The sequence below is a fragment of the Pseudescherichia sp. genome, from assembly GCF_032052675.1.
GTDB lineage: Bacteria > Pseudomonadota > Gammaproteobacteria > Enterobacterales > Enterobacteriaceae > Pseudescherichia.
This window is the reverse complement of record NZ_DAMBWA010000001.1, coordinates 136,279-162,215: the sequence shown is the minus strand read 5'-3', so window position 1 is coordinate 162,215 and position 25,937 is coordinate 136,279. Positions and strand designations below refer to the sequence as shown.

28 protein-coding genes and 3 tRNA genes are annotated in these 25,937 nt (G+C 53.9%); 24 read left to right on the top strand and 7 right to left on the bottom strand.

The genetic code is table 11. The features are described from left to right. The first annotated feature begins 14 nt into the window (after window positions 1-14). From RTX96_RS00810 to sdiA, 7 genes are all read left to right on the top strand, one after another. Entirely contained in the window at window positions 15-734 is a 720-nt protein-coding gene (locus RTX96_RS00810) for an RNA polymerase sigma factor FliA (protein ID WP_312669839.1), read from the top strand. A gap of 58 nt (window positions 735-792) precedes the next feature. Further along, on the top strand, window positions 793-1,344 hold the full coding sequence (fliZ, locus tag RTX96_RS00805) for a flagella biosynthesis regulatory protein FliZ (protein WP_312669838.1): 552 nt from the start codon (window positions 793-795) through the stop codon (window positions 1,342-1,344). 89 nt (window positions 1,345-1,433) lie between these two features. Continuing rightward, window positions 1,434-2,234, top strand: coding sequence for a cystine ABC transporter substrate-binding protein (tcyJ, locus tag RTX96_RS00800; protein WP_103819247.1), 801 nt, complete (start codon window positions 1,434-1,436; stop codon window positions 2,232-2,234). 106 nt (window positions 2,235-2,340) lie between these two features. Next, window positions 2,341-3,327 (top strand): D-cysteine desulfhydrase, encoded by a 987-nt coding sequence (dcyD, locus tag RTX96_RS00795; RefSeq protein WP_312669837.1) that lies wholly within the window; start codon window positions 2,341-2,343, stop codon window positions 3,325-3,327. 21 nt (window positions 3,328-3,348) lie between these two features. Continuing rightward, window positions 3,349-4,017 carry a cystine ABC transporter permease gene (tcyL, locus tag RTX96_RS00790; protein WP_103819249.1) on the top strand — a complete coding sequence of 223 codons (669 nt, stop codon included), beginning with the start codon at window positions 3,349-3,351 and terminating at the stop codon, window positions 4,015-4,017. Further along, window positions 4,014-4,766, top strand: coding sequence for an L-cystine ABC transporter ATP-binding protein TcyN (gene tcyN / locus RTX96_RS00785; RefSeq protein ID WP_103819250.1), 753 nt, complete (start codon window positions 4,014-4,016; stop codon window positions 4,764-4,766). Before tcyL ends, tcyN begins: the two co-directional genes overlap by 4 nt. 229 nt (window positions 4,767-4,995) lie before the next feature. Then, window positions 4,996-5,718 carry a transcriptional regulator SdiA gene (sdiA, locus tag RTX96_RS00780; protein WP_103819251.1) on the top strand — a complete coding sequence of 241 codons (723 nt, stop codon included), beginning with the start codon at window positions 4,996-4,998 and terminating at the stop codon, window positions 5,716-5,718. 62 nt (window positions 5,719-5,780) lie between these two features. On the opposite strand, the gene RTX96_RS00775 is transcribed toward sdiA, so the two are convergent. Continuing rightward, window positions 5,781-6,005 carry a DUF2594 family protein gene (locus RTX96_RS00775; RefSeq protein ID WP_103819252.1) on the bottom strand — a complete coding sequence of 75 codons (225 nt, stop codon included), beginning with the start codon at window positions 6,003-6,005 and terminating at the stop codon, window positions 5,781-5,783. Window positions 6,006-6,460: 455 nt separating this feature from the next. Between RTX96_RS00775 and uvrY the strand changes: the two genes are divergently transcribed. The 8 genes from uvrY to RTX96_RS00735 all read left to right on the top strand — a co-directional run bounded on the left by uvrY (window position 6,461) and on the right by RTX96_RS00735 (window position 11,519). After that, window positions 6,461-7,117, top strand: a complete 657-nt coding sequence (gene uvrY, locus RTX96_RS00770; RefSeq protein ID WP_103819253.1) for a UvrY/SirA/GacA family response regulator transcription factor — start codon at window positions 6,461-6,463, stop codon at window positions 7,115-7,117. Beyond that, window positions 7,114-8,946, top strand: a complete 1,833-nt coding sequence (gene uvrC / locus RTX96_RS00765) for an excinuclease ABC subunit UvrC (RefSeq protein WP_103819254.1) — start codon at window positions 7,114-7,116, stop codon at window positions 8,944-8,946. Before uvrY ends, uvrC begins: the two co-directional genes overlap by 4 nt. A gap of 57 nt (window positions 8,947-9,003) precedes the next feature. After that, entirely contained in the window at window positions 9,004-9,552 is a 549-nt protein-coding gene (pgsA, locus tag RTX96_RS00760; RefSeq protein ID WP_103819255.1) for a CDP-diacylglycerol--glycerol-3-phosphate 3-phosphatidyltransferase, read from the top strand. Window positions 9,553-9,701: 149 nt separating this feature from the next. Then, window positions 9,702-9,777 (top strand) — tRNA-Gly (locus RTX96_RS00755). Window positions 9,778-9,827: 50 nt separating this feature from the next. Further along, window positions 9,828-9,901, top strand: a tRNA-Cys gene (locus tag RTX96_RS00750). A gap of 12 nt (window positions 9,902-9,913) precedes the next feature. After that, window positions 9,914-10,000: transfer RNA gene (locus RTX96_RS00745), tRNA-Leu, on the top strand. A 356-nt stretch (window positions 10,001-10,356) separates the two neighbouring features. Continuing rightward, window positions 10,357-10,557, top strand: coding sequence for a hypothetical protein (locus RTX96_RS00740; RefSeq protein ID WP_312669836.1), 201 nt, complete (start codon window positions 10,357-10,359; stop codon window positions 10,555-10,557). Between the two features lie 296 nt (window positions 10,558-10,853). Then, window positions 10,854-11,519: a YecA family protein gene (locus tag RTX96_RS00735; RefSeq protein ID WP_312670009.1), complete on the top strand. Its 666-nt coding sequence runs from the start codon at window positions 10,854-10,856 to the stop codon at window positions 11,517-11,519. Between the two features lie 107 nt (window positions 11,520-11,626). Here RTX96_RS00735 and tyrP read toward each other — a convergent pair whose 3' ends face one another. From tyrP to yecR, 3 genes are all read right to left on the bottom strand, one after another. Further along, complete coding sequence (gene tyrP / locus RTX96_RS00730) at window positions 11,627-12,838, bottom strand: tyrosine transporter TyrP (RefSeq protein WP_103819257.1); 1,212 nt, start codon at window positions 12,836-12,838, stop codon at window positions 11,627-11,629. A gap of 198 nt (window positions 12,839-13,036) precedes the next feature. Then, on the bottom strand, window positions 13,037-13,534 hold the full coding sequence (gene ftnA, locus RTX96_RS00725; RefSeq protein WP_312268102.1) for a non-heme ferritin: 498 nt from the start codon (window positions 13,532-13,534) through the stop codon (window positions 13,037-13,039). A gap of 198 nt (window positions 13,535-13,732) precedes the next feature. Beyond that, window positions 13,733-14,071, bottom strand: coding sequence for a YecR family lipoprotein (yecR, locus tag RTX96_RS00720; RefSeq protein WP_312268101.1), 339 nt, complete (start codon window positions 14,069-14,071; stop codon window positions 13,733-13,735). 249 nt (window positions 14,072-14,320) lie between these two features. On the opposite strand from yecR, the gene RTX96_RS00715 reads away from it, so the two are divergent. Beyond that, complete coding sequence (locus tag RTX96_RS00715; protein WP_103819260.1) at window positions 14,321-14,959, top strand: RpiB/LacA/LacB family sugar-phosphate isomerase; 639 nt, start codon at window positions 14,321-14,323, stop codon at window positions 14,957-14,959. A 42-nt stretch (window positions 14,960-15,001) separates the two neighbouring features. Here RTX96_RS00715 and RTX96_RS00710 read toward each other — a convergent pair whose 3' ends face one another. Further along, the gene (locus RTX96_RS00710; protein ID WP_312669835.1) at window positions 15,002-16,423 is read right to left on the bottom strand and encodes an MFS transporter; all 1,422 of its coding nucleotides are present in this window, start codon (window positions 16,421-16,423) and stop codon (window positions 15,002-15,004) included. Between the two features lie 212 nt (window positions 16,424-16,635). Here RTX96_RS00710 and azuC point away from each other — a divergent pair, with 212 nt between their 5' ends. Together azuC and RTX96_RS00700 are read left to right on the top strand one after the other, a co-directional pair. Further along, window positions 16,636-16,719, top strand: a complete 84-nt coding sequence (gene azuC / locus RTX96_RS00705) for a stress response protein AzuC (RefSeq protein WP_088218881.1) — start codon at window positions 16,636-16,638, stop codon at window positions 16,717-16,719. Window positions 16,720-16,784: 65 nt separating this feature from the next. Beyond that, a complete protein-coding gene (locus RTX96_RS00700; RefSeq protein WP_312669834.1) occupies window positions 16,785-17,036 on the top strand; it encodes a DUF2766 family protein in 252 nt (83 codons plus the stop codon). Window positions 17,037-17,181: 145 nt separating this feature from the next. On the opposite strand, the gene RTX96_RS00695 is transcribed toward RTX96_RS00700, so the two are convergent. Then, on the bottom strand, window positions 17,182-17,685 hold the full coding sequence (locus RTX96_RS00695) for a non-heme ferritin-like protein (RefSeq protein WP_103819262.1): 504 nt from the start codon (window positions 17,683-17,685) through the stop codon (window positions 17,182-17,184). Between the two features lie 209 nt (window positions 17,686-17,894). On the opposite strand from RTX96_RS00695, the gene RTX96_RS00690 reads away from it, so the two are divergent. The 6 genes from RTX96_RS00690 to otsA all read left to right on the top strand — a co-directional run bounded on the left by RTX96_RS00690 (window position 17,895) and on the right by otsA (window position 24,740). Then, window positions 17,895-18,452, top strand: coding sequence for a DJ-1/PfpI family protein (locus RTX96_RS00690; protein ID WP_312669833.1), 558 nt, complete (start codon window positions 17,895-17,897; stop codon window positions 18,450-18,452). A gap of 315 nt (window positions 18,453-18,767) precedes the next feature. Continuing rightward, the gene (locus tag RTX96_RS00685; protein ID WP_103819264.1) at window positions 18,768-19,757 is read left to right on the top strand and encodes an arabinose ABC transporter substrate-binding protein; all 990 of its coding nucleotides are present in this window, start codon (window positions 18,768-18,770) and stop codon (window positions 19,755-19,757) included. Between the two features lie 85 nt (window positions 19,758-19,842). After that, a complete protein-coding gene (gene araG / locus RTX96_RS00680; protein WP_103819265.1) occupies window positions 19,843-21,357 on the top strand; it encodes an L-arabinose ABC transporter ATP-binding protein AraG in 1,515 nt (504 codons plus the stop codon). Window positions 21,358-21,371: 14 nt separating this feature from the next. Next, window positions 21,372-22,352 carry an L-arabinose ABC transporter permease AraH gene (gene araH, locus RTX96_RS00675; RefSeq protein WP_103819266.1) on the top strand — a complete coding sequence of 327 codons (981 nt, stop codon included), beginning with the start codon at window positions 21,372-21,374 and terminating at the stop codon, window positions 22,350-22,352. Between the two features lie 182 nt (window positions 22,353-22,534). Next, the gene (otsB, locus tag RTX96_RS00670) at window positions 22,535-23,341 is read left to right on the top strand and encodes a trehalose-phosphatase (RefSeq protein WP_312669832.1); all 807 of its coding nucleotides are present in this window, start codon (window positions 22,535-22,537) and stop codon (window positions 23,339-23,341) included. Continuing rightward, on the top strand, window positions 23,316-24,740 hold the full coding sequence (gene otsA / locus RTX96_RS00665) for an alpha,alpha-trehalose-phosphate synthase (protein WP_103819267.1): 1,425 nt from the start codon (window positions 23,316-23,318) through the stop codon (window positions 24,738-24,740). The genes otsB and otsA overlap by 26 nt, the downstream gene beginning before the upstream one ends. A 31-nt stretch (window positions 24,741-24,771) precedes the next feature. Here the strand turns inward: otsA and uspC are convergent, their stop codons facing one another. Next, window positions 24,772-25,200 carry a universal stress protein UspC gene (gene uspC / locus RTX96_RS00660; RefSeq protein WP_312669831.1) on the bottom strand — a complete coding sequence of 143 codons (429 nt, stop codon included), beginning with the start codon at window positions 25,198-25,200 and terminating at the stop codon, window positions 24,772-24,774. Between the last annotated feature and the right edge of the window lie 737 nt (window positions 25,201-25,937).

The window sequence follows — 25,937 nt, the reverse complement described above, 5'->3', positions numbered from 1 at the left end:
CAGGGCTGTTTATCGTGAATACACTCTATACCGCTGAAGGTGTAATGGATAAACACTCGCTGTGGCAACGTTATGTACCGCTAGTGCGTCACGAAGCATTGCGCCTGCAGGTGCGCTTGCCGGCGAGTGTGGAACTGGACGATCTGCTACAGGCGGGCGGTATCGGGTTATTGAATGCAGTTGACCGATACGACGCTCTGCAAGGAACGGCATTTACCACTTACGCAGTGCAGCGTATTCGTGGGGCCATGCTGGACGAGTTGCGCAGCCGCGATTGGGTGCCACGTAGCGTCCGGCGTAACGCCCGCGAAGTGACGCAGGCGATGGGGCAGCTGGAGCAGGAGTTAGGCCGTAACGCAACGGAAACCGAGGTTGCGCAGCGGCTCAATATTTCTGTGGAAGAGTATCGTCAGATGTTGCTCGACACCAATAATAGCCAACTCTTCTCCTATGACGAGTGGCGTGAAGAGCATGGCGATAGCATTGAGCTGGTGACCGACGATCACCAGCAGGAGAACCCGTTACATCAGCTGCTGGAGAGCAATCTCCGCCATCGCGTGATGGAGGCGATCGAAGCCTTGCCGGAGCGTGAGCAGCTGGTATTGACGCTCTACTACCAGGAAGAGCTGAATCTCAAAGAGATCGGCGCGGTGCTGGACGTTGGAGAGTCGCGGGTAAGCCAGCTCCATAGCCAGGCTATTAAACGCTTACGTACCAAACTGGGTAAGTTATAGGCAGCAATGAGTGCTGCCTGAACGATGTCGCACAACGTATTGACAACCAGGAGTTATCATGACGGTGCTGCAAGTAAAAAGACGGCCATTAAGCCGCTACCTGAAAGACTTTAAACACAGCCAGACGCATTGCGCCCATTGCCATAAACTGCTCGACCGCATCACGCTGGTGCGCCGGGGCGAAATCGTCAATAAAATTGCTATCTCGCGCCTCGATACGCTGCTGGACGAAGCGGGCTGGGAGCAGGAGCAGAAAGAGTGGGTCGCCCTGTGCCGCTTCTGCGGCGATCTGCATTGCAAAGAGCAGAGCGACTTTTTTGATATTATTGGCTTTAAACAGTATCTGTTTGAGCAAACCGAAATGAGCCACGGCACGGTACGTGAGTATGTCGTACGCCTGCGCCGTCTTGGCAACCATCTAACCGCCCACCGTATTACTCCCGACCAGCTAGAAGACGGTTTTCTGGATGAAGTTCTGGAGCCGTGGCTGCCCACCACCAGCACCAATAACTACCGAATCGCCCTGCGCAAGTATGCGCAATTCAAAGCCCAGGCGCACTTTATGGCCAGTCAGAAAATCGCTTCCGGCGCAACTTCTGATATATATTAAAAGTGAATAATATGTAGCGTACAGGTGTTTGTACCTTGTGGGTCAGCACCTTACACTGCTACCAACCAATTATCATATTCGGGGTAACTATGAAATTAGCACTTTTGGGTCGTCAGGCGCTGATGGGTGTGATGGCTGTTGCGCTGATGGCAGGTGTAAGCGCGAAATCCTTCGCTGATGAAGGGCTGCTGAATAAAGTCAAAGAGCGCGGCACGCTGCTGGTGGGGCTGGAAGGCACCTATCCGCCGTTCAGCTATCAGGGTGATGACGGCAAGCTTACCGGCTTCGAAGTCGAGTTCGCTAACGAACTGGCAAAACATCTTGGCGTAAAAGCCTCGCTGAAGCCAACTAAGTGGGACGGTATGCTGGCCTCGCTGGACTCCAAGCGCATCGACGTCGTGATCAACCAGGTGACGATCTCCGACGAGCGTAAGAAGAAGTATGATTTCTCTACCCCTTACACCGTCTCCGGTATTCAGGCGCTGGTGAAGAAGGGCAATGAGAGCGGGATCAAAACCGCTGCCGATCTGAAGGGTAAAAAGGTCGGTGTGGGACTGGGCACCAACTATGAAGAGTGGCTGCGCAAGAACGTCCAGGGCGTGGATATCCGCACCTATGATGATGACCCGACCAAATATCAGGATCTGCGCGTAGGCCGTATCGACGCCATTCTGGTGGATCGTCTGGCGGCGCTGGATCTGGTGAAAAAGACCAAGGATACGCTGGCGGTAGCAGGCGAGCCGTTCTCCCGTCAGGAAGCGGGCGTGGCGCTGCGTAAAGACAACCAGGACCTGCTGAAGGCGGTTGACGAGGCGATTGCCGCCATGCAGAAAGATGGTAGCCTGAAGGCTCTGTCAGAAAAATGGTTCGGTGCTGACGTAACGAAGTAACGTTCACCGGCGGTAAAAAGGCGCTTATTGAGGCGCCTTTTTTATTTCTGCCGCTAAAGGTACATAATTAACAGCAGCATGTTTACTATTGGCCACCGGAGGCCCTATGTCTTTGCAGAACCTGACCCGCTTTCCGCGCCTCGAATTTATTGGCGCGCCGACGCCGCTGGAGTACCTGCCGCGCTTCTCTGACTATCTGGGGCGTGAAATCTATATCAAACGCGATGACGTCACCCCGATGGCGCTCGGAGGCAATAAGCTGCGCAAGCTGGAGTTCCTCGCCGCCGACGCGCTGCGAGAGGGGGCGGACACGCTGATCACCGCCGGGGCGATCCAGTCCAACCATGTCCGTCAGACCGCCGCCGTGGCGGCGAAGCTTGGCCTGCACTGCGTGGCGCTGCTGGAGAACCCTATCGCTACGCGGGCAGAGAACTATCTCACTAACGGCAACCGGCTGCTGCTGGATCTCTTTAATGCTCAGGTAGAGATGTGCGATGCCCTGACCGATCCAGTCGCGCAGCTAGGTGAGCTGGCGACGCGTATTGAAGCCCAGGGCTTTCGCCCTTATGTCATTCCGGTCGGTGGCTCGAACGCGCTGGGTGCGCTGGGCTACGTGGAGAGCGCCCTGGAGATTGCCCAGCAGTGTGAAGGGGCGGTGGCGCTCTCTTCAATCGTCGTGGCCTCCGGCAGCGCCGGGACACACGCCGGGCTGGCGGTTGGCCTTGAGCAGCTGATGCCCGAGGCGGAGCTGATTGGCGTTACCGTCTCCCGCAAGCGTGACGAGCAGAAGCCGAAAGTGGTTGCGCTTCAGCAGGCCGTAGCCCGCGAGCTTGAGGTTGAGGCGAAGGCTGACATCGTGCTGTGGGATGACTACTTTGCGCCCGGCTACGGTACGCCAAACGAGGAGGGCATGGAGGCTATCAAGCTGCTGGCTCGCCTTGAGGGTATTCTGCTCGATCCGGTCTATACCGGTAAGGCAATGGCCGGGCTGATCGATGGCATTAACCAGAACCGCTTTAAGGATCAGGGGCCGATCCTGTTTATCCATACCGGCGGCGCGCCTGCGCTCTTTGCCTACCATCCTCATGTTTAACCTTCAGGCAGAAAAAACATAATGCAAGAGAGTATTCAACTGGTGATAGAGTCCCTACCGTACCTGCTGCGGGGGGCAGTCTTCACGTTACAGCTTAGTATCGGCGGGATGTTCTTTGGCCTGCTGCTCGGCTTTGTGCTGGCCCTGATGCGGATGTCGGCCATTGCGCCGGTACGCTGGCTGGCACGTTTCTATATCTCTATATTTCGCGGCACGCCGCTGATTGCCCAGCTGTTTATGATCTACTACGGCCTGCCGCAGTTTGGCATTGAGCTGGATCCCATCCCGGCGGCCATGATCGGTCTGTCGCTCAATACGGCGGCCTATACCTCTGAAACGCTGCGCGCCGCTATCTCCTCGATCGATAAGGGGCAGTGGGAGGCCGCGGCCAGTATCGGCATGACGCCGTGGCAAACCCTGCGGCGGGCGATTCTGCCCCAGGCGGCCAGAGTGGCGCTGCCGCCGCTCAGCAACAGCTTCATCAGCCTGGTAAAAGATACCTCGCTGGCAGCGACAATCCAGGTGCCGGAGCTGTTCCGTCAGGCGCAGCTGATCACCTCCCGAACGCTGGAGGTCTTTACCATGTACCTTGCCGCCTCCCTGATCTACTGGGTGATGGCCACGGTACTCTCGGCGTTGCAGAACTATTTCGAAAACCAGCTTAACCGTCAGGAGCGCGATCCGAAATGAGTGCGATTGAAGTAAAAAACCTGGTGAAGAAATTTCACGGCCAGACGGTGCTGCACGGCATTGATTTAGAGGTCAACGAAGGGGAGGTGGTCGCGATCATCGGCCCCAGCGGCTCGGGAAAAACAACGCTGCTGCGCAGTATTAACCTGCTGGAGCACCCGGAGAGCGGCAGCATCCGCGTCGGTACCATCACCATCGATACGGCGCGGGCGTTAAGCCAGCAGAAAGGGCAGATCCGCCAGCTGCGTCAGCACGTTGGCTTTGTCTTTCAGAGCTTTAATCTCTTTCCCCACCGCACGGTGCTGGAAAATATCATTGAGGGACCGGTGATTGTGAAGGGGGAAGCGAAAGCCGAGGCCGAGACGCGCGCCCGGGAGCTGCTTGCCAAAGTAGGGTTGAGCGGCAAGGAGACCAGCTACCCGAAACGGCTCTCTGGCGGACAGCAGCAGCGCGTCGCCATTGCCCGTGCGCTGGCGATGCGCCCGGACGTGATCCTCTTTGATGAGCCTACTTCGGCGCTGGATCCTGAGCTGGTGGGAGAGGTCCTTAGCACCATTCGCCAGCTGGCGCAGGAGAAACGCACTATGGTCATCGTGACCCATGAGATGAGCTTTGCCCGGGACGTAGCCGATAGGGCAATCTTTATGGATCAGGGCCGGATAGTGGAGCAGGGGCCTGCTAAAACGCTGTTTACCCAGCCTCAGCAGCCGAGAACCCGTCAGTTTCTTGAAAAATTTCTCATGCAGTAACGTTCCGCAAATGCGCTCACCGGCATTATCGGCGGTGAGCGCTGCGGCGCCGTCGGTTCTACATCCCCAGCTAATAACCCGCCATTTCTCCCGTTAATCTCGCTTCGGTTGGTATATAAATTCAGTTAATTTCCCACCAGTCGGATAATTTGGATCTAGAAATAAGATTTATGTGATAGTTTTATACATACATAATAAATATATAACGAACGGGGTTTTCGCGGTCAGTATGCAGGATATTGATTTTTTCACATGGCGAAGGGACATGCTGCGGCGTTTTAGTGAGATGACAGCAGCAGATGAGGTCTATAAAGAGCTGGAGCGCCAGACGCAGCGGCTGGAATTTGACTACTACTCTTTATGCGTTCGCCACCCAGTGCCTTTCACCCGGCCAAAAACGTTTCTGGAGACCTCCTACCCTGAACGGTGGAGAGCGCATTATTGCGCAGAGAACTACTTTACTGTTGATCCTGTCCTGAAGCCGGATAACTTTATTCAGGGCCATCTGCCCTGGAACGATCGCCTGTTTCAGGATGCGCAGACAATGTGGGATGCCGCACGCGATCATGGATTACGCAAAGGGTATACCCAGTGTCTGATGCTGCCTAACCGCGCGAACGGTTTCTTGTCCGTATCAAAAACCTCGGTACGGGGTAAAAGCTTAAGCGCCGATGAGATTGAACTCTCTCTGCAACTGCTGGTGCAGCTGAGCCTGGTGACGCTCTCACGTCTGGAAGAGGAGATGGTGATGTCGCCGGAGATGAAATTCAGCAAGCGTGAGTGTGAAATTCTCAAGTGGACAGCGGAAGGGAAGACGTCGGCGGAGATCGCCATGATCCTGTCGATTTCTGAAAACACGGTGAATTTTCACCAGAAAAACATGCAGAAGAAGTTTAACGCACCGAATAAAACGCAGATTGCCTGCTATGCGGCGGCGACCGGATTTATATGAGCGCCACCTGCGTTTCGCGTGCCGAACGCACTACCGGCTGACAGCCTGCCAGCCGGTATCTCTCACTGACGGTAGCCTTGTTTAATCTGCTTAACCGTATTGGCAAATACATCAGCCTGCGCTTCATTTTCCATCTGTGCGATCTGTTTCTCCATTTTCAGGATGATGCGACCAGCATCCGCCTGGCCCAGCGCCTGCAGCATCAGGGTGACCATCGCTTTCAGGCAGGAGACTTCCTGAGCCAGTTGTTGGTTGTTTTCCGCAGTAGAAAAGTCAGGAGTGCTCATCTATTTTTCCTCGATATGTTACAGCGCCTATGCGCGCCCGTGAATGTAAAGGCGGCGGAGTATAGCACAAGCGCTACAGAAAATAGCACTGGTTGTTTTTTGATCGCCATACAAGTGTGCACGTAAATAGTATGTTATTACGATTTGCTCTAATTTATAGCCCAGCGTATATGTTTAAAAGAGGTATAAAAGCCGTTAATCATTGTTACAAAGGAAAATGGGCTTTTTACAATGCTAAAATAATATTCACACCTATAACCTGCTGAAAAGTGGTATTTTAAACACGTGTTTAAAATCCAAGCGAGACGGGGTCTTTCCACGTTTTGTATAGCTTTATTTCCAGAAGTGCGAACGAAATCGTACGCATCGCATTTAATCTTTTAGTTTTAGCCAAAATAACGCTAATATAGAGCGACTGTACTGTCAGTCGCGTTATCCCTTTTTGGAGATTTGCTTTGATCAACGTTCTTCTTGTTGATGACCACGAGCTGGTGCGCGCAGGGATACGACGCATTCTGGAAGATATTAAAGGCATAAAAGTTTCCGGCGAGGTCTGTTGCGGCGAAGATGCCGTAAAATGGTGCCGTACTCATCCTGTGGATGTGGTGCTGATGGATATGAACATGCCCGGTATTGGTGGTCTGGAGGCGACGCGTAAAATCGCGCGATCCACGGCTGATACCAGAGTGATTATGCTGACCGTTCACACTGAAAACCCGTTACCTGCGAAAGTGATGCAGGCGGGCGCGTCAGGCTACCTCAGCAAGGGTGCTGCCCCAAAAGAGATGGTTAACGCTATTCGCGCTGTTTATGCGGGCCAACGCTATATTGCATCAGACATTGCCCAGCAGATGGCCCTCAGTCAGATTGAGCCGGAGAAAGCCGAATCTCCCTTTGCCAGTTTGTCTGAACGCGAATTGCAGATTATGCTGATGATAACCAAAGGCCAAAAAGTGAATGAGATCTCCGAACAGTTGAATCTCAGTCCGAAGACGGTGAACAGCTATCGCTACCGTATGTTCAGTAAATTGAACATACACGGTGACGTAGAGTTGACCCACCTGGCCATTCGTCATGGTCTGTGTAATGCGGAGACGTTAACAAGTCAGTGAGTGATGTTTTTGATTCAAAAGCCTTTCTGAGTACGGTTACCAGTAAACCCGGTGTCTACCGCATGTATGACGCCGGCGGTACTGTTATCTACGTCGGTAAAGCCAAAGATCTCAAGAAGCGCCTGTCCAGCTACTTCCGTAGCAATCTTGCCTCACGAAAAACCGAAGCGCTGGTCTCTCAGATCCAGCAGATCGACGTGACGGTAACCCATACGGAAACGGAAGCGCTGTTGCTTGAGCATAACTATATTAAGCTGTACCAGCCCCGGTACAACGTGCTGCTGCGCGACGATAAATCCTACCCGTTTATCTTTCTCAGCGGTGATACCCACCCGCGTCTGGCGACGCATCGGGGAGCCAAGCACGCGAAAGGGGAGTATTTTGGGCCGTTCCCTAACGGCTATGCGGTACGTGAGACGCTTGCGCTGCTGCAAAAGATATTCCCTATCCGCCAGTGTGAAAACAGCGTCTACCGCAACCGCTCCCGTCCCTGCTTACAGTACCAGATTGGTCGCTGCCTTGGGCCGTGCGTTGAGGGGCTGGTTAGCGAGGAGGAGTATGCCCAGCAGGTTAACTACGTGCGCCTCTTCCTGGCGGGTAAAGACGATCAGGTCCTCAACCTGCTGATTGAACGTATGGAGAAGGCCAGCCGCGATCTTGACTTCGAAGAGGCGGCGCGCATTCGCGATCAGATCCAGGCCGTACGCCGCGTCACCGAGAAGCAGTTTGTCTCTAACACCGGCGACGATCTCGACGTCATTGGCGTGTCGTTTGATGCCGGTATGGCCTGCGTGCACGTGCTCTTTATTCGCCAGGGCAAGGTATTGGGCAGCCGTAGCTACTTCCCGAAGGTGCCGGGCGGCACCGAACTTGGCGAAGTGGTGGAAACCTTTGTCGGTCAGTTCTACCTGCAGGGCAGCCAGATGCGCACCCTGCCGGGCGAGATCCTGCTCGACTTCGATCTGAACGACAAAACGCTGCTGGCCGACTCGCTCTCCGAGCTGGCAGGCCGCCGCGTTAACGTGCAGACGAAACCGCGCGGTGACCGGGCGCGCTACCTGAAGCTGGCCCGTACCAACGCTGCCACGGCGCTCAGCACCAAGCTCTCCCAGCAGTCAACGGTTAGCCAACGTCTGGTGGCGCTGGCCACCCTGTTGAAGCTGCCAGCGGTGCGGCGCATGGAGTGTTTTGACATCAGCCATACGATGGGCGAGCAGACCGTGGCCTCCTGTGTCGTGTTTGACGCCAACGGGCCGCTGCGCGCGGAGTACCGTCGGTACAATATTACCGGCATTACGCCAGGCGATGACTATGCCGCCATGAACCAGGTGCTGCGTCGTCGTTACGGTAAGGCCATTGAAGAGAGCAAGGTGCCAGACGTGATCTTAATCGACGGCGGCAAGGGGCAGCTGGGTCAGGCGAAGTCGGTCTTTGCCGAGCTGGACGTTCCCTGGGATAAACATCATCCGCTGCTGCTGGGCGTGGCGAAAGGCACCGACCGTAAGGCCGGACTGGAGACGCTCTTCTTCGAACCTGAAGGAGAGGGCTTTAACCTGCCGCCAGACTCACCGGCGCTGCATGTGATCCAGCATATTCGCGATGAGTCGCACAATCACGCCATTAGCGGACACCGTAAAAAACGCGCGAAGGTGAAAAATACCAGTACCCTGGAGACCATTGAAGGGGTCGGGCCGAAGCGCCGCCAGATGCTGCTGAAATACATGGGAGGCTTGCAGGGTTTACTCAACGCCAGCGTTGAGGATATCGCAAAAGTACCGGGTATTTCGCAGGGGTTGGCAGAAAAGATCTTCTACTCGTTGAAACATTGAGGGCTCTGTAGCAACATAGGGCTAATTTTTACTGACAACAGACAGTTACCTGCCACTATGCGATTTAATATCCCAACGTTGCTCACGCTTTTTCGTGTCATCCTGATCCCGTTCTTTGTGCTGGCGTTTTACCTGCCGGTGGTCTGGGCTCCCTTCGCATGTGCGCTAATCTTTCTCGTCGCCGCAGTGACGGACTGGTTTGACGGCTACCTGGCCCGTCGCTGGAACCAGAGCACCCGTTTCGGCGCGTTTCTCGATCCGGTGGCGGATAAGGTGATGGTAGCCATCGCTATGGTGCTGGTGGCTGAGCACTACCACACCTGGTGGGTGACGCTGCCTGCCGCGACCATGATTGCGCGGGAGATCATCATCTCCGCTCTGCGCGAATGGATGGCGGAGCTGGGCAAGCGCAGCAGCGTAGCGGTATCGTGGATAGGGAAAGTCAAAACCACTGCGCAGATGGCCTCGCTGGTGTGGATGCTGTGGCGGCCGAACGCCTGGGTAGAGTGGGCGGGAATTGGCCTGCTATGGGTTGCGGCGGTGCTGACGCTGTGGTCCATGTTCCAGTATTTAAATGCTGCCCGAGGCGATCTGCTGGAACAGTGATCGTTTCGGCTTAATTTTCAGCAAACGATCCTGGTTTTTAAAAATATCGTTGACTCAGTGCGTCAGGTAAGTAGAATGCATCGCATCAGACGGCGGCGCAGCTTGCCAGATGAGAGTAAAATCAAGTGATTAGCGTTATCACCTGATAAGCGGGAATAGCTCAGTTGGTAGAGCACGACCTTGCCAAGGTCGGGGTCGCGAGTTCGAGTCTCGTTTCCCGCTCCAAATTATGAGCATTGGCAATAGCGAATGCGAGTCGCAAGACAAAGATTTAAGGCGCGTTAGCAAAGCGGTTATGTAGCGGATTGCAAATCCGTCTAGTCCGGTTCGACTCCGGAACGCGCCTCCAATTTCCTCCCGAGCCCGGATGGTGAAATCGGTAGACACAAGGGATTTAAAATCCCTCGGCTGTAAGGCTGTGCGGGTTCAAGTCCCGCTCCGGGTACCATTGGAAATTAGCAGAATAATCAAAGCAATAAGCAGTGTCGTCAAACCACCTACGGGTGGTTTTTTTGTGCCTGCGATTTGTATACCTCATCTCGTTCATGCCTGGTTCTCTTCTCTGCCTTTTCCCTTGGCCGATGTGCCATCGATCGTTTTGAACGATCGATCGGGCGCGATTGATCTGTAATATCAATTTTAATAGTACGGTTATTGCTGGTAATTTGCCCACTCATTAAGTGTGGATTTGTAGGCGATGAAATATTCATTGGTGCAAAAGTATTTGTTTTTCTATGGATTACTATCACAGTTTTTTTTGTCTGGTTGCTATTTGCTCCGCCATTACCAGCCAGCCGCTGGCCAATGAGCAGTAACGAATTTACCTGTGCCGAGGTCGATCCGGTTGAGGTGCATTCGCTACATGAGCTGGACCGAAAAATTAATAAAATTGCCGTTTCGCCCGGTGCAGGGCGCCCGGTTCTGTGCGTCACGCGGCCGCAGGTCGGGGAGTGGGATATTTATACTAACCAGGGCAGCGATCTCACTATGCAGCAAAATTATTAGTTCTGCTCTGGCACGTATAAAAATGTCATCGCGCACCAAACCTGATATGATACGGGCCGTAATCTTAGGGAAAGATGAACTAACTTATTGTTTTTTTATGTGTTAAAAGAGGGATTTTAAATCCCTCGGCTGTGAGACAGTGCGGGTTCAACTCCCGCGCCGGGTACCATTAGAAATTAGCAGAATAATCAAAGCAATAAGCAGTATCGTCACACCACCCACGGGTGGTTTTTTTGTGTCTGCGATCTGCAGTCGTCTATTATATATACGCCCGCCCCAAACTGAGGTAGTGAATGATGAAAACCGGACCGCTGAATGAAAATGAGCTGGAGTGGCTGGATGACGTGCTGGCCAAGTACGGCAACGAGGCGTCCATTGTCGACGTTGCGGAGCTGGATGGCCTGCTTACCGCGGTGCTGAGCGCGCCGACGGAGATCGAGCCGAGCGAGTGGCTGGTGGCTATCTGGGGTGGAGCAAACCATGTTCCACGCTGGTCCTCTGAAAAAGAGATGGAACGCTTTATGACCCTCTCTTTCCAGCATATGAACGATATCGCCGAGCGTCTTGCCGATTACCCTGATCAGTTTGAGCCGCTGTTTGGCACCCGGACTATTGAAGGCCAGGATCTGAGCATCGTAGAGGAGTGGTGCTTCGGCTATATGCGCGGTGTGGCGCTTAGCGACTGGTCCTCGCTGCCGGAGTCGTTACAGCCCGCGCTGGAGGCCATTGCCCTGCACGGTAAAGAGGAGAACTTTACCCGCGTAGAGGAGATGACGCCGGAAGCCTTTGAGGCGAGCGTCGAGGCGTTGAAGCCCGCTGCGCTGGCGCTGTTTGACTACTGGGCTGACAATCAGCAGGAGCGTCCGGTAAAACAGCCGATAGTCAACGGTGATAAGGTGGGACGCAACGATCCCTGTCCGTGCGGCAGCGGCAAAAAATATAAGCAGTGCTGCCTGCACTGATACCCTTATTGTAGGCCCGGTAAGCATAGCGCCACCGGGCGTAACCAGGCTGACACCGTAACGCCGGGCGGCACTGCGTTTGCCCGGCCTACGTTGAGCTCACTTCTCTAACCCACCTCTGGCAGCAGTCCCGCTGCAATACCACACTGAATCGCAATCACCGCCACGCCGCAGAAGAGCACCAGCAGCAGCGCCGGTTTTCCGCCCCGAACGCGGTATCCCGCCTGCGGCGTATGCTTGCGGCTCTGCCACGCCAGCAGAGACGGAATTAACAGCGCCAGCACGGCCAGCGCTACGCCTGCATACCCCAGCGCCATGACAAAACCGCGGGGATAGAAGAGGGCAAAGGCCAGCGGCGGCAGGAAAGTAATCGCCCCGGTCTGCAGCCTGCCTGCCGCATTGTTACGTCGATTGAAGAGATCGGCCAGGTAGTCAAACAGCCCCAGAGTCACCCCCAGAAACGACGTCGCCAGCGCCAGATCGGCAAACAGGTGCACCGCCAGCTCCACGTGTGGTGAGGCCACGACGTCGCGCAGGGCCTGCAGCAGGCCGTTAAGCCCGGCGCTGTTTGCCATCAGACCAAAGAAAGTCGTGGAGTCGATGCTGCCCAGCGTCGCCAACTGCCAGAAGATATAGGCCACCAGCGGAATAGCGCTGCCGGTGATAAACACCCAGCGCAGCTTCTGCACGTTGCCGTTCATGTAGCTAACGATGCTCGGCACGCTGCCATGAAAACCAAAAGAGGTAAAGATCACCGGGATAGCAGAGAGCGCTAGCCCCTTCTCCAGTGGCAGCGTCAGGAGATTTACCTTATGCACGTGGGGCATCAGCAGCGCCAGCATCACAATCAGGAAGATCAGCTTGGCGCTAAACAGAAAACGGTTGAAGAGATCTACCAGCGAAGTGCCAATGCAGACTACGCCGCCAGCAACAAGAGTAAACAGCAGTACGCCGGAAGCAGGTGAAACGGAGAGGTTCAACCACTCGCTCAGGCTGGAGGCCAGCAGCTCGCCTGCGCCGCTCATGTAGGCCGCCGTCAGGGCATACATTAAAAACAGCATGCTAAAACCCGTCGCCCACTGACCGTAGCGCCCGAGATAGCGGCGGGCCAGCGTGCCGAGGCCGGTATCGGCCGGAACGTGCTGATATACCTCCAGCAGCAGCAGGGCGGTGTAACACATAAGCCCCCACAGGCAAAATAGTAACGCCAGCGTTACGCCAAAACCGACGCCAGCGGCGGCCAGCGGCATCGCCAGCATACCGGCACCAATCGTGGTCCCGGCAACGATAAACATACTGCCAAAAGTCCTGTTCTTCACGCTTCTCTTTACACCTGAACTGCGCACCAAAATTGTGCGGCGCAGAGTAAGGCAAAACGGCGTTGACGTCAAACCACCGTTACAAGCAGTGTAAAGATAACAATACGATTTTTGATGATGTATTACGCAGGGGCAGGAGAATAAGATAGTTATAGCAAGTCGGAAGTTATTATGGCGGCGCAGGGCACCGCCAGATAATTAATTTTGTGCGTCGAGCGTAGAGAGCTCTTTATCAATAAAGTAGAGACCTTCGCCGCTTTTACCGGCCAGGGAGAGTTTATCGATTACCGATTTAAATAATTTCTCTTCTTCGTGCTGCTCGGCCACAAACCACTGCAGGAAATTAAAGGTCGGATAATCTTGAGTGGTCATCGCGAAATGGGCAAGGGCATTAATCTGACGACTGATCAGCTGCTCATGTTCGTAGGTAGCAAGAAACAGCTCGTCCAGCGAGGCATACTCAGCGAAGGGCGTCGGGATCGCGTTAATGCGCGGCAGGCTGCCGGTATCGGTCAGGTAATCAAACAGGCGCTGCATATGGGTCATCTCCTCCTGCGCGTGGCGACGCAGAAACGCAGCAGCTCCTTCAAAGCTGTTATAGCTACACCAGGCGCTCATCTGCTGATAAAGCAGAGAGGAGTAGAGTTCAAGATTCATCTGCTCATTGAGCTGTTCAATCATTTCATTTTTAAGCATGGCGTTATTCCATAACAGGCAGGGAAGGGTTACGTGTCGCCACTATAATTTGTTATTTAATTATTTGCAAAAGGTAAAATAAAAAAGTTATTTATTAAAAATACGAATGGGAATAACACGCATTGGCGCTTATTAATATATATAAATGAGAATCGTTGCTTTTATTATTTGCCAGCGGTATAGCGCTGGCAATATTTATTAATAGTAGACGCCAGCCGGGGAGTAGTTCACCGCATGGCCCTGACACTGGTACTGGAGAGTGACGGTTTCGTTCAGGCACAGCGATCCGCTGATGACGCTACAGGTTTTAATCGGCTGGCCAAACGCTATCGCGGTGGCATAGCCCATCTGTTGGCACTGGCGATTAGCCGTTCCCTGGGTGGTGTAGTCGTCATAGCGTGCCTTCTGCAACATCGTCTCGTTGAAGTGCAGACGCACCAGGCCCGTTGCCGGGTTAACGTCGGTGACTTCAGGTTCCTTCGTGATAGTGCATCCCGCAAGCAGCATCAGCGAGGCGGCAAGGAGTAGTCTCTTCATGCAAACGCTCTGATTCAGTTTCGATGTTCTCATCCTACAGCCTGCTTTGCCAGGCAATGCCCGGAATAGCCAAAGATTCCTGCTTCTCTAATCGCAACGGCAGGCAGGCTTAAACAAAACTGTGACCGCCTCTCAACTTATTAAAACGTTTTTTCATTAAATTTGAAAGTATGTTTGACAGGTAGTAAGGTTTAAGCTGATTAGCCCTTTATGATGGGATCCCCCGCAACGCATTCAGGAGAAGAGATAATGAAAATTGCACTGATGATGGAAAATAGCCAGGCTGCCAAAAATGCCATCATCCTCAAAGAGCTGAAAACCGTCGCTGATGATAAAGGCTTCCCGGTTTTCAACGTTGGGATGAGCGATGAGAACGATCATCACCTGACCTATATTCATCTGGGCATTATGGCCAGCATTCTGCTGAACTCAAAGGCGGTAGATTTTGTGATCGCCGGCTGCGGCACCGGGCAGGGTGCGCTGATGTCGCTGAATATTCACCCAGGGGTGAACTGCGGCTACTGTATCGATCCGGCCGATGCCTTCCTGTTTGCTCAAATCAACAACGGCAATGCGCTGGCGCTGCCTTTCGCTAAAGGCTTCGGCTGGGGTGCAGAGCTGAACGTACGTTTTATCTTTGAAAAAGCCTTTACCGGCCGTAAAGGTGAAGGCTATCCGCCAGAGCGTAAAGAGCCACAGGTGCGTAACGCCGGGATCCTCAACCAGGTGAAAGCGGCAGTGGTAAAAGATAACTATCTCGACACCCTGCGTGCTATCGACCCTGAGCTAGTGAAAACCGCCGTCTCCGGCCAGCGTTTCCAGCAGTGCTTCTTTGAACACTGCCAGGATAAAGAGATCGAAGCGTTCGTTCGCGAAGTGCTTGCCTGATTCCTCCTGTGCCGGGCAGCGCGACGCTGACCCGGCCAGAAGTTAACGTCTCTTTGTCGACACCGCGCTGCCCGCATCTTTCGCCAGCCTGAACGTATCGGCCATTCCTACCAGACAGATCAGCGCGATAAACACAAATGCCAGCCGGAAGCTGATGCCTGGCACGCCGCTAAGCGCCAGCCAGTCGCTGACCTTCTCTCCCAGTCGTATACCGATAGCCCCGAGCGTAATGCCCAGCCCAACCGCCAGCTGGGTAGCCGTGCTGAACAGGGTATTGGCATAGCTCATCTGTGCTGAGGGGACATCGGCGAAGGCGAGAGTGCTGACGCCGGTAAACTGCACCGAGCGAAAGACGCCGCCCAGATAGAGCACGACAAAAATCACCCATACCGACGTCGTCGGCGTGATAAAGGCGCAGGCCAGCAGGGCCAGCACGTTCAACGCACCGTTAATCAGCAGCAGCTTTTTAAAACCGAGCCAGCGGATCAGCGGCGTGGTGGCGGGCTTAATCGTCAGGTTACCCACGAAGACCGCCAACACCAACAGCCCGGCATGAAACGGATCCATACCAAAGCCGACCTGGAACATCAGCGGCAGCAGAAACGGCACCGCGCTGATCGAGGCGCGAAACAGCGATCCGCCATACATGGTAACGCGAAAGGTGGGCACCTGCATGGCATCGAGGCGGATCATCGGCCAACGGGCACGCTGAAAATGGCGTAGCGCGTAGACTAGGGTCGCAGTGCCCAGCGCCAGCAGGCCGAGCGTCCACGCTCCCTGCTGCTGTTCACCTCCCAGCATCTCCATCGCGCACATCAGGCTGACCATCGCCACCGAGGTGGAAAGAAAGCCAGCCAGGTCGAACGGGCGGCGTTCGTCATCGCGAATATCGGGAATGATGCGCAGCGCCAGAGCGATCGCCAGCAGGCCAATCGGCACGTTGATAAAGAAGATCCAGCGCCAGTCGGCGTAGCGGGTGATGAAGCCACCCAGAGGCGGGCCGATAATGGGCGCCACCAGCGCGGGCCAGGTCAGGGTGGCGATGGCGGTGATCAGCAGGTGTTTAGGCGTCGTACGCAATACGGCCAGCCTGCCGACGGGTACCATTAGCGCGCCGCCCATGCCCTGCAAAATGCGCATCGCTACAAACATCTCTACGCTGGTGGAGAGGCCGCAGAATACCGAGGCGAGGGTAAAGATCGCCAGCGCGGTGGTGAAGACCTTACGCGCACCGAAGCGATCGGCAATCCAGCCGCTGGCGGGGATCAGTACTGCAAGGGTAATGAGATAGGCACTGATACCGATGTTCAGCGCCACCGCGTCGACGCCAAAACTCTTTGCCATATCCGGCAGGGCAGTCGCTATCACCGTCCCGTCGAGAAACTCCATAAAAAAGGCCCCGGCCACCAGCAGCGCAGCAGGCGAGACGCCCCGCGCTTTCTCCGGGAGGGTATTTTCACTCATTTTTGGTCTGCCATTTCAAAAAAAATTATAATAATTAAAAAAAATGAAACTGCGTAACTTGCGGATTATTCAACGATTTATTAACAAATCTAAAAAAGGTGTTGATGAATTGATGTGATATTCATCACAAACTGGTTGATTTTTGTGATGCAAGTCATATTATACGCCCATAGACAAGTAACACCTGCACAACAAAACAGCCGGAGCACAACATGAAATTGCGCAAGATCCTGAAAAGCATTTTTGAAACCTATTGCAAGACTTTTAAAGACGTACCGCCGGGCGCTATGTTTTAATAAAGTTGCTGTGATAAAAAACCTGCTACGGCAGGTTTTTTTGTTTCTGGAAATCAGGAGTAACTATGTCTCAAAATCTTAGCGCCGATCAGGAGCTGGTGTCCGACGTTGTGGCGTGCCAGCTGGTGATTAAACAGATCCTCGATGTCATTGACGTTATCGCCCCGGTTGAGGTGCGTGAGAAGATGGCTAACCAGCTTAAAACCATCGATTTCACTGCCCATCCGGCAGCGGCGGACCCGGTTACCCGGCGCGCTATTCAGAAAGCCATTGCCTTAATTGAGCTGAAGTTTACACCGCAGGAAGAAACACACTAAAGCGTGAATACAGGCAAATAAAGTAAACCTTTGTTTTGTTATTTTCAAACGGAGGTTTTCTTTATTGTTGGAGGCGTTGGGGTAGGGTCCGGACGGTAGGGGCCTGGCGGGAGAGGATCCCGCCAGAAAGAGCAGCGATAAACGATCAGTGTTTACGGCAGTTCACTACGTTAAGCAGCGCCCGGTCGGTCTGGGTGATATTTTTCCCGTCACGCAAAGAGCGATGAATCTCTCCAATCAACAGCTGCAGCAGGAGACCATCCTGCTGCTCTGCTTTTTCCAGCTCGCGCAAAAAATTAAGGGTCTTTTCATCCTTTACCGCTTTAGCTTCTTCGCTCAGCTGCGCCAGCATTTCCCGCCGCACGTTGTACTCCTCAAACGCTTTCTGAAACAGCTCTTCTAAAGAGTTAAAGTGTTCAGGCGGATTTTCCCGCGCTTTCACAATAGGATAGGCACCGGCGCGCTTCATAAAGTCGAATACGCGCATCATAAGGTTTACTTTCTCTTGCGCCTGCGCGCGCAGGAAGGTTGCCGAACCCGGTAGATCGTGCTCACAGCACCACTCACTGAGCGAGAGGCAGAGATTAGATGCCTGAAACTCAAGATTAACCTGCGAGTTGAGTTTTTGTGCCATGCCGATAGTCGCCATAATGACCTCCTTCTGTCCTGGACGAGGCTGCGATGAATGTCAGCCTTACTGCGTCGATAAGACGATCGTAAAGATTTATTCATCTGACAAATGTGATCCGCCAGACACTTTTCAACGTCATAAACGAATAATCTTAATGAAAATAGAGGGTTACATTCATGCTTGAATGTATCTCATAGAGGGTTTCGTTTAATATGAAGGAGTTGGAGATGAAAAGAGTTGCCGTGCTGCTGGCCCCCGGTTTTGAAGAGGCGGAAGCCATAGTCACCATTGATATACTGCGCCGGTTGCACATTGATGTAGAAACGCTGGCCTGCACTACGTCCCGCGCGGTGGTGAGCTACCACGCGATTCCTATGGTAGCCGACGCTACGTTAAGCGAGCGCCTGAATACGCTTTACGATGCCGTTGTGCTGCCGGGCGGTCCGGAGGGGAGCGTTAACCTTGCGGCCAGCGCTGAAGTTATCGCCTTTGTGACCCGTCATGATGAAGCGGAAAAGCTTATCTGTCCTATCTGCTCGGCAGCCGCACGGGTACTGGGAGGCAACGGCCTGCTGAAAGGGCGGCGTTACGTCTGTTCGGGCGATCTGTTTGAAACCGTGACCGACGGCCACTATGTCGACGCTGCCGTCGTAGAGGATGGCAACCTGATTAGCGGCAAGGGATTAGGCCGGGTATTCGATTTTGCCTTTGCCGTCTCAGCGCGTCTTTTAGGTGATGATGCCCCGGTACGTGACCACGCGGATCATATCTACTATCCCCTCTAGTTTCTCAGCACGACAAAACACTCCTCAGGCCACAAGGATAAGCTGGCTGGCCTGATGGATAATTCTGCTACACCCCTCCGCATTTGTCTGACAAATACGCCAATTCTTATGAAGATATTCGCTGAATTTATGCACGCTTTTACTGTAATTCTGCGGTGTGATGGCGCTCTCCTATGGAGGATTAATTTCCCGCTAAAACTACTCCAGCAATAGCATCTCCTGATAGACGTGTGCTAATGCCTTGTTTTAAGGCTGATTAGACAGCTAATAAACTCTCATACCTTACATAAAAAAGCGTTAAAGCTGGAGTTAACCATGCACAAATTCACTAAAGCGCTGGCGGCCATTGGTTTAGCTGCCGTTATGTCACAATCCGCTATCGCCGAAAATATGAAGCTCGGTTTTCTGGTTAAACAGCCGGAAGAGCCGTGGTTCCAGACAGAATGGAAGTTTGCTGATAAAGCAGGCAAAGATTTAGGCTTTGAGGTTATTAAAATCGCCGTGCCGGACGGTGAAAAAACGCTGAACGCCATCGATAGCCTGGCCGCCAGCGGGGCGAAAGGGTTCGTTATCTGTACCCCGGATCCTAAGCTGGGTTCAGCGATTGTTGCCAAAGCACGTGGATATGACATGAAGGTCATTGCCGTGGACGATCAGTTCGTCAACGCCAAAGGCCAGCCGATGGAGAGCGTACCGCTGGTCATGATGGCCGCCAGCGAGATTGGCGCTCGCCAGGGGCAGGAGCTGTATAAAGAGATGCAAAAACGCGGCTGGGATGTGAAAGAGACCGGCGTCATGGCGATCACCGCCAACGAGCTGGATACCGCCCGTCGCCGCACCTCCGGCTCAATGGATGCGCTGAAAGCGGCTGGCTTCCCGGAGAAACAGATCTATCAGGTCCCAACCAAATCAAACGATATTCCCGGCGCGTTCGATGCCGGCAACTCTCTGCTGGTACAGCATCCAGAGGTGAAACACTGGCTGGTGGTCGGCATGAATGATAACACCGTGCTCGGTGGCGTGCGCGCCACGGAAGGGCAGGGCTTCAAAGCGGCCGACGTGATCGGTATTGGTATCAACGGCGTCGACGCCGTTAGCGAACTGTCCAAAGCGCAGGCCACCGGTTTCTACGGCTCGCTGCTGCCAAGCCCGGACGTTCACGGCTATAAAACCAGTGAAATGCTCTACAACTGGGTGGAAAAAGGGGTCGAACCGCCGAAATTCACTGCCGTTACCGACGTGGTGCTGATCACCCGCGACAACTTTAAAGAAGAGTTAGCGAAGAAAGGGCTAGGCGTGAAGTAATTCACGCCGTTGGTTGCGCTCTTCACCGTAGGCTTTGTCGCCCGGTGAAGGGCCAGTCGTACCATAAATGCGTCACGGAGACGTTATGCAACAGTCAACTCCATATCTCTCTTTCCGTGGTATTAGCAAAACCTTCCCCGGCGTTAAGGCCCTGAGCGACATTAGCTTCGACTGCTATGCCGGCCAGGTGCACGCCCTGATGGGAGAGAACGGCGCGGGTAAATCGACGCTGTTGAAAATTCTGAGCGGCAACTATGCCCCCACTGGCGGAACGCTGGTGCTGCAGGGGCAAGAGGTCAGCTTTGCCGACACCACCGCCGCGCTGAATGCCGGGGTGGCGATCATCTACCAGGAGCTGCATCTGGTTCCAGAGATGACCGTCGCGGAAAATATCTATCTCGGCCAGCTGCCGCAGAAGGGTGGGCTGGTCAATCGCTCGCTGCTTAACTATGAGGCTCGGCTCCAGCTGGAACATCTTGGTCTGGATATCGATCCGCAGACGCCGCTGAAGTACCTCTCCATCGGCCAGTGGCAGATGGTTGAGATTGCCAAGGCGCTGGCGCGTAACGCGAAAGTCATCGCCTTTGATGAGCCTACCAGCTCGCTCTCGGCGCGGGAGATCGACAACCTGTTTCGCGTGATACGCGAGCTGCGCAACGAGGGGCGAGTGATCCTCTATGTCTCCCACCGCATGGAGGAGATTTTTGCCCTTAGCGACGCCATCACCGTCTTTAAAGATGGACGCTACGTGCGCACCTTTGACGATATGCAGCAGGTCAACCATGACTCGTTGGTGCAGGCGATGGTCGGGCGCGATCTCGGCGATATTTATGGCTGGCAACCGCGGGAGTACGGGGCGGAGATGCTGCGTCTGGAAGGCGTAAAAGCCCCCGGCGTGCGCCATCCCGTTAGCTTCTCGGTGAGGCGCGGCGAAATCGTCGGCCTGTTCGGGCTTGTGGGCGCCGGGCGCAGCGAGCTGATGAAAGGGCTGTTTGGCGGCACGCGCATTACCGCAGGCCAGCTATTCATTGACGGCAAGCCGCTGGATATCCAGAAGCCTGCCCACGCCATTCGCGCCGGGATGATGCTCTGTCCTGAGGATCGCAAAGCCGAAGGCATCATTCCCGTTCACTCTGTGCGTGACAACATTAACATCAGCGCCCGGCGCAAGGCTGTCCGCGCCGGATGCCTGATCAACGACGGCTGGGAGGTGGAAAACGCCGACCACCATATTCGCTCCCTCAATATCAAAACGCCCGGTGCTGAGCAGCTGATTATGAACCTCTCCGGCGGGAACCAGCAGAAGGCGATCCTTGGCCGCTGGCTCTCAGAGGAGATGAAGGTCATTTTGCTCGATGAGCCGACGCGCGGTATAGACGTGGGCGCCAAGCATGAGATCTACAACGTCATCTACGCCCTCGCGTCTCGCGGCGTAGCGGTACTGTTTGCCTCCAGCGACCTGCCGGAAGTGCTCGGCGTCGCCGACCGCATCCTGGTGATGCGTGAAGGGGAGATCGCCGGCGAGCTGCTGCACGGCGAAGCAGACGAAAAACAGGCGTTAAGCCTTGCCATGCCTAAAGTGAGTCAGGCTGTTGCCTGAGTAAGGAGAGTATGATGTCATCAGTAACAAGCTCCGGCGCAGGAAAGTCGCCGTTCAGTCTGGGGCGTATCTGGGATCACTACGGCATGCTGGTGGTCTTTGCCGTACTGTTTATCGGCTGCGCCCTGTTTGTGCCTAACTTTGCCAGCTTCGTCAATATGAAGGGGCTAGGGCTCGCCATCTCGATGTCGGGCATGGTGGCCTGCGGTATGCTCTTCTGCCTGGCCTCCGGCGACTTTGACCTCTCGGTCGCCTCGGTCATCGCCTGCGCTGGCGTTACCACGGCGGTGGTCATTAACATGACGGAAAGCCTGTGGATCGGCGTCTTTGCAGGCCTGATGCTGGGCGTGCTGAGCGGCCTGGTTAACGGCTTCGTCATTGCCAAACTGAAGATCAACGCCCTGATCACCACCCTTGCGACGATGCAGATCGTGCGCGGCCTGGCCTATATCATCTCTGACGGTAAAGCGGTGGGTATTGAAGATGAGCGTTTCTTCACCCTCGGCTATACCAACTGGCTCGGCCTGCCTGCACCCATCTGGCTGACCGTGGCCTGCCTGATCGTCTTTGGTTTCCTGCTCAACCGAACCACCTTTGGCCGCAATACGTTGGCGATTGGGGGCAACGAAGAGGCGGCTCGCCTGGCAGGGGTACCGGTGGTACGTACAAAAATCATTATCTTTGTGCTCTCCGGACTGGTGTCGGCCGCAGCCGGGATTATTCTGGCGTCGCGTATGACCAGCGGCCAGCCGATGACCTCCATTGGTTATGAACTGATCGTGATTTCTGCCTGCGTGCTTGGCGGAGTCTCTCTCAAGGGCGGCATCGGAAAAATCTCGTATGTTGTGGCGGGGATCCTGATCCTCGGTACCGTAGAGAACGCGATGAACCTGCTGAATATCTCCCCCTTCTCGCAGTACGTTGTACGCGGCCTGATCCTGCTGGCGGCGGTCATCTTCGACCGTTACAAACAGAAGGCGAAACGCACCGTCTGACGCTCGCCATCTCACCGAACGGCCTCTTTTTTAATCGTTTTTACCTCTCAGCCAGCCGCAATTGCGGCTGGTTTCTTTGCTTTAAAATGGCGAGGCGCGCGACACTGTCTATACTTACATGGCTAATGATAATGAGAGATGGTCGTGAACGCGGCATCGAAACCAGAAAGGAGGAGACCAGGGTGGCTGACCAGTTAGCTGTACCGCCTGTACTTTCCGCAAACTATGCTTACTTCTTTGACCTCGACGGAACCCTCGCCGAAATCAAACCTCGTCCCGATCAGGTCTTTATTCCCGCCGGGGTACTTACCCTGCTCAAACGTCTGGCCGAAATGAATCAGGGCGCGGTGGCGCTGGTATCGGGCCGCTCTATGAAAGAGCTCGATGCCATTGCCTCCCCGCTGCATTTCCCTCTTGCTGGCGTGCATGGCGCACAGCGACGCGACTACCAGGGAAAAACCCACGAGATCGCACTGCCAGAGGATCAGGTTAAGCAGATGGAGCTGGAGCTGATTACGGCGCTTGATCCCCTTAAGGGGACGGAGCTTGAGGCGAAGGGGATGGCGTTTGCGCTGCACTATCGTCAGGCCGTTCATCATGAAGAGGCTATTTATGCGCTGGCGAAGGAGATGGAGGAGAAATATCCGAATTTAGCCCTCCAGCCGGGTAAATGCGTGGTAGAGCTAAAACCGCGTGGTATCAATAAAGGAGCAGCAGTAGAAGCATTCATGCAGGAGACGCCTTTTATTGGACGTACACCTGTTTTCCTCGGAGACGACCTCACTGACGAGGCAGGCTTCAAGGTTGTGAATCGCCTTGATGGCGTATCCGTAAAGGTTGGTATTGGCGCAACGCAGGCGCAGTATCGACTGGAAAGTGTCGCGGACGTTCATCAATGGCTCGAAAATATTACTGACCACCAACAACAAGAAGAAATGGCATTAACTAACAGGAGAGATGGCTATGAGTCGCTTAGTCGTAGTATCTAATCGTATCGCACCGCCGGATGATAAGAAATCAAGCGCCGGTGGACTGGCCGTCGGCATTATGGGCGCACTGAAGGGAACGGGCGGCCTCTGGTTTGGCTGGAGCGGTGAAATTGGTAACGAAGATCAGCCGCTAAAGAAGGTGACGCGGGGCAATATCACTTGGGCCTCATTTAATCTCAGCGAGCAGGATTATGATGAGTACTACAGCCAGTTTTCCAATGCCGTGCTGTGGCCTGCTTTTCACTACCGTCTTGATTTAGTGAAGTTTCAGCGCGAGGCCTGGGAGGGCTATCAGCGCGTAAACGCACTGCTCGCGGACAAGCTGGTTCCTCTGCTTGAAGAGGATGACATCCTCTGGATCCACGACTATCATCTGCTGCCGTTCGCCAACGAGCTGCGCCAGCGCGGCGTGAATAACCAGATTGGCTTCTTCCTGCACATTCCATTCCCGACGCCGGAAATCTTTAACGCGCTGCCGCCGCATGCTGAGCTGCTGGAGCAGCTGTGCGACTACGATCTGCTGGGCTTCCAGACCGAGAGCGATAGAGTGTCGTTCCTGGATAGCCTCTCAAGCCAGACGCGATTAACCGCCCGGGGCGATAAGACCCATACCGCATGGGGCAAAACCTTCCGTACTGAGGTCTATCCTATCGGGATTGAACCGGAAGAGATCGCTCAGCAGGCCGCAGGCCCGCTGCCACCGAAGCTGGCACAGCTCAAAGCCGAGCTGAAAAACGTGAAAAATATCTTCTCCGTTGAGCGGTTGGACTACTCTAAGGGCCTGCCGGAACGTTTCCATGCCTATGAAACTCTGCTGGAGAAGTTCCCGCAGCACCACGGTAAGATCCGCTATACGCAGATTGCACCTACTTCGCGCGGCGAAGTTCAGGCCTATCAGGATATTCGTCATCAGCTGGAGACCGAAGCGGGACGCATCAACGGTAAATATGGTCAGCTAGGGTGGACGCCGCTCTACTATCTCAACCAGCACTTTGATCGTAAGCTGCTGATGAAGGTGTTCCGTTATGCCGACGTTGGCTTGGTGACCCCGTTGCGTGACGGGATGAACCTCGTTGCGAAGGAGTATGTGGCCGCGCAGGATCCGGCTAACCCAGGCGTACTGGTGCTCTCTAAGTTTGCCGGTGCGGCTAACGAGCTTACCTCCGCCCTGATCGTCAACCCTTACGACCGTGACGATGTGGCTAATGCCATGAACCGGGCGCTAACCATGCCGCTGGCGGAGCGTATTTCTCGCCACGCCGACATGATGGATGTGATCAGAAAAAATGATATTCATCACTGGCAGGAGAGGTTTATTGCCGATTTAAAGCGTATAGCGCCTCGTAATGCAGAGACCCTTCTGCAGAATAACGTGGCGACCTTCCCCAAGCTGGCGTAAACACGCTGACGCTCCCGCTGCGGCGGGGGCGCTACTCCTCTCCTAGCGGTACCAGCAGCACGTCAACCTTACATGCTCCTACCACGCCTTTAGCCGAACAGGCCGCCCGCGAAAAATAGCGCTGATTATGGTTACCATAAATAACCAGATCGATCCCATCACGCTCACAAAGATGAACAATATTTTCACTGAGCGCGCCCGAAGCAATAATCGTTTCAGCAATAGGATAATCTGCCTGCGCAGCTAATTGATGCATAAACTGCTGCGTCTCCTCCTGCATGAGATCGCGCAAATTTTCCATCATAGGCGCAGCAAACTGATTATACATTTCAGGATCGTTGGCCAGGGTAAGCAAGCTGATGCGTGCCTGGTAGGGACGGGCAATGGAGACTGCTTTTTTCAGCAGCAGATGACTTTCTGAATTGACGGCAATCGCGACCAAAAGATGAGAATAGCTCATATCTCGCTCCTTAATGGAGAATGAACCCTTGACGTATCTTTACCTTCTTCTTAAAAAAGTTGCAACCGAAAAAGTGTGACAAAGCTGTGAACATTATCATAAATATTCATTAATTATTCCATCGCAAGGAATCGCGTCACTTACGGATATGTTAACAAAATTTAAAGACTTAATGGAAATTAAGCCTATTTTATAGGGCGCTGTTGTTTCTTATTTACTAACGGTTAACAAATTCGCAATCATTTTACAAGTTTATTGAATCAGTTTAGCCCTGCTTTAATGTTTTGATTTTTATATGTTTAATATAATCACCCCACTCTTACTGCGCTCATTAGTCGAGTGTGGCTGGCAAAAAGTCCGAGGTCTGATGACTGGTCATCAGTTAACACATAAAACTGCATGACTATTCGTCGAAAAGGAATAGAAAAGGCGCCTGATAGTATAAAAATTGAACAATCACTAAGTCGAAAGTATGGATTTCTTTATAATATTCACGTAAATTATGTGACGTAGATCACATTATTTTCAAATTATTCACCGGAGCCAATTGTATGTCCTACGGGTCGCGAGTACAGTTGCGTCGCTTTAAGAAAAATCTTAGTAAATTGTAAGAATTGATTGAAAGCGTAACGGAGAGAGGTGGCAGAACAATGCGATCGCCGTCACGTTAAACAACTAAGTTCAAACGATGCATTTCGCCTTATCTTTTTTAATACCGGGTTTTTTTCCCGGCGACA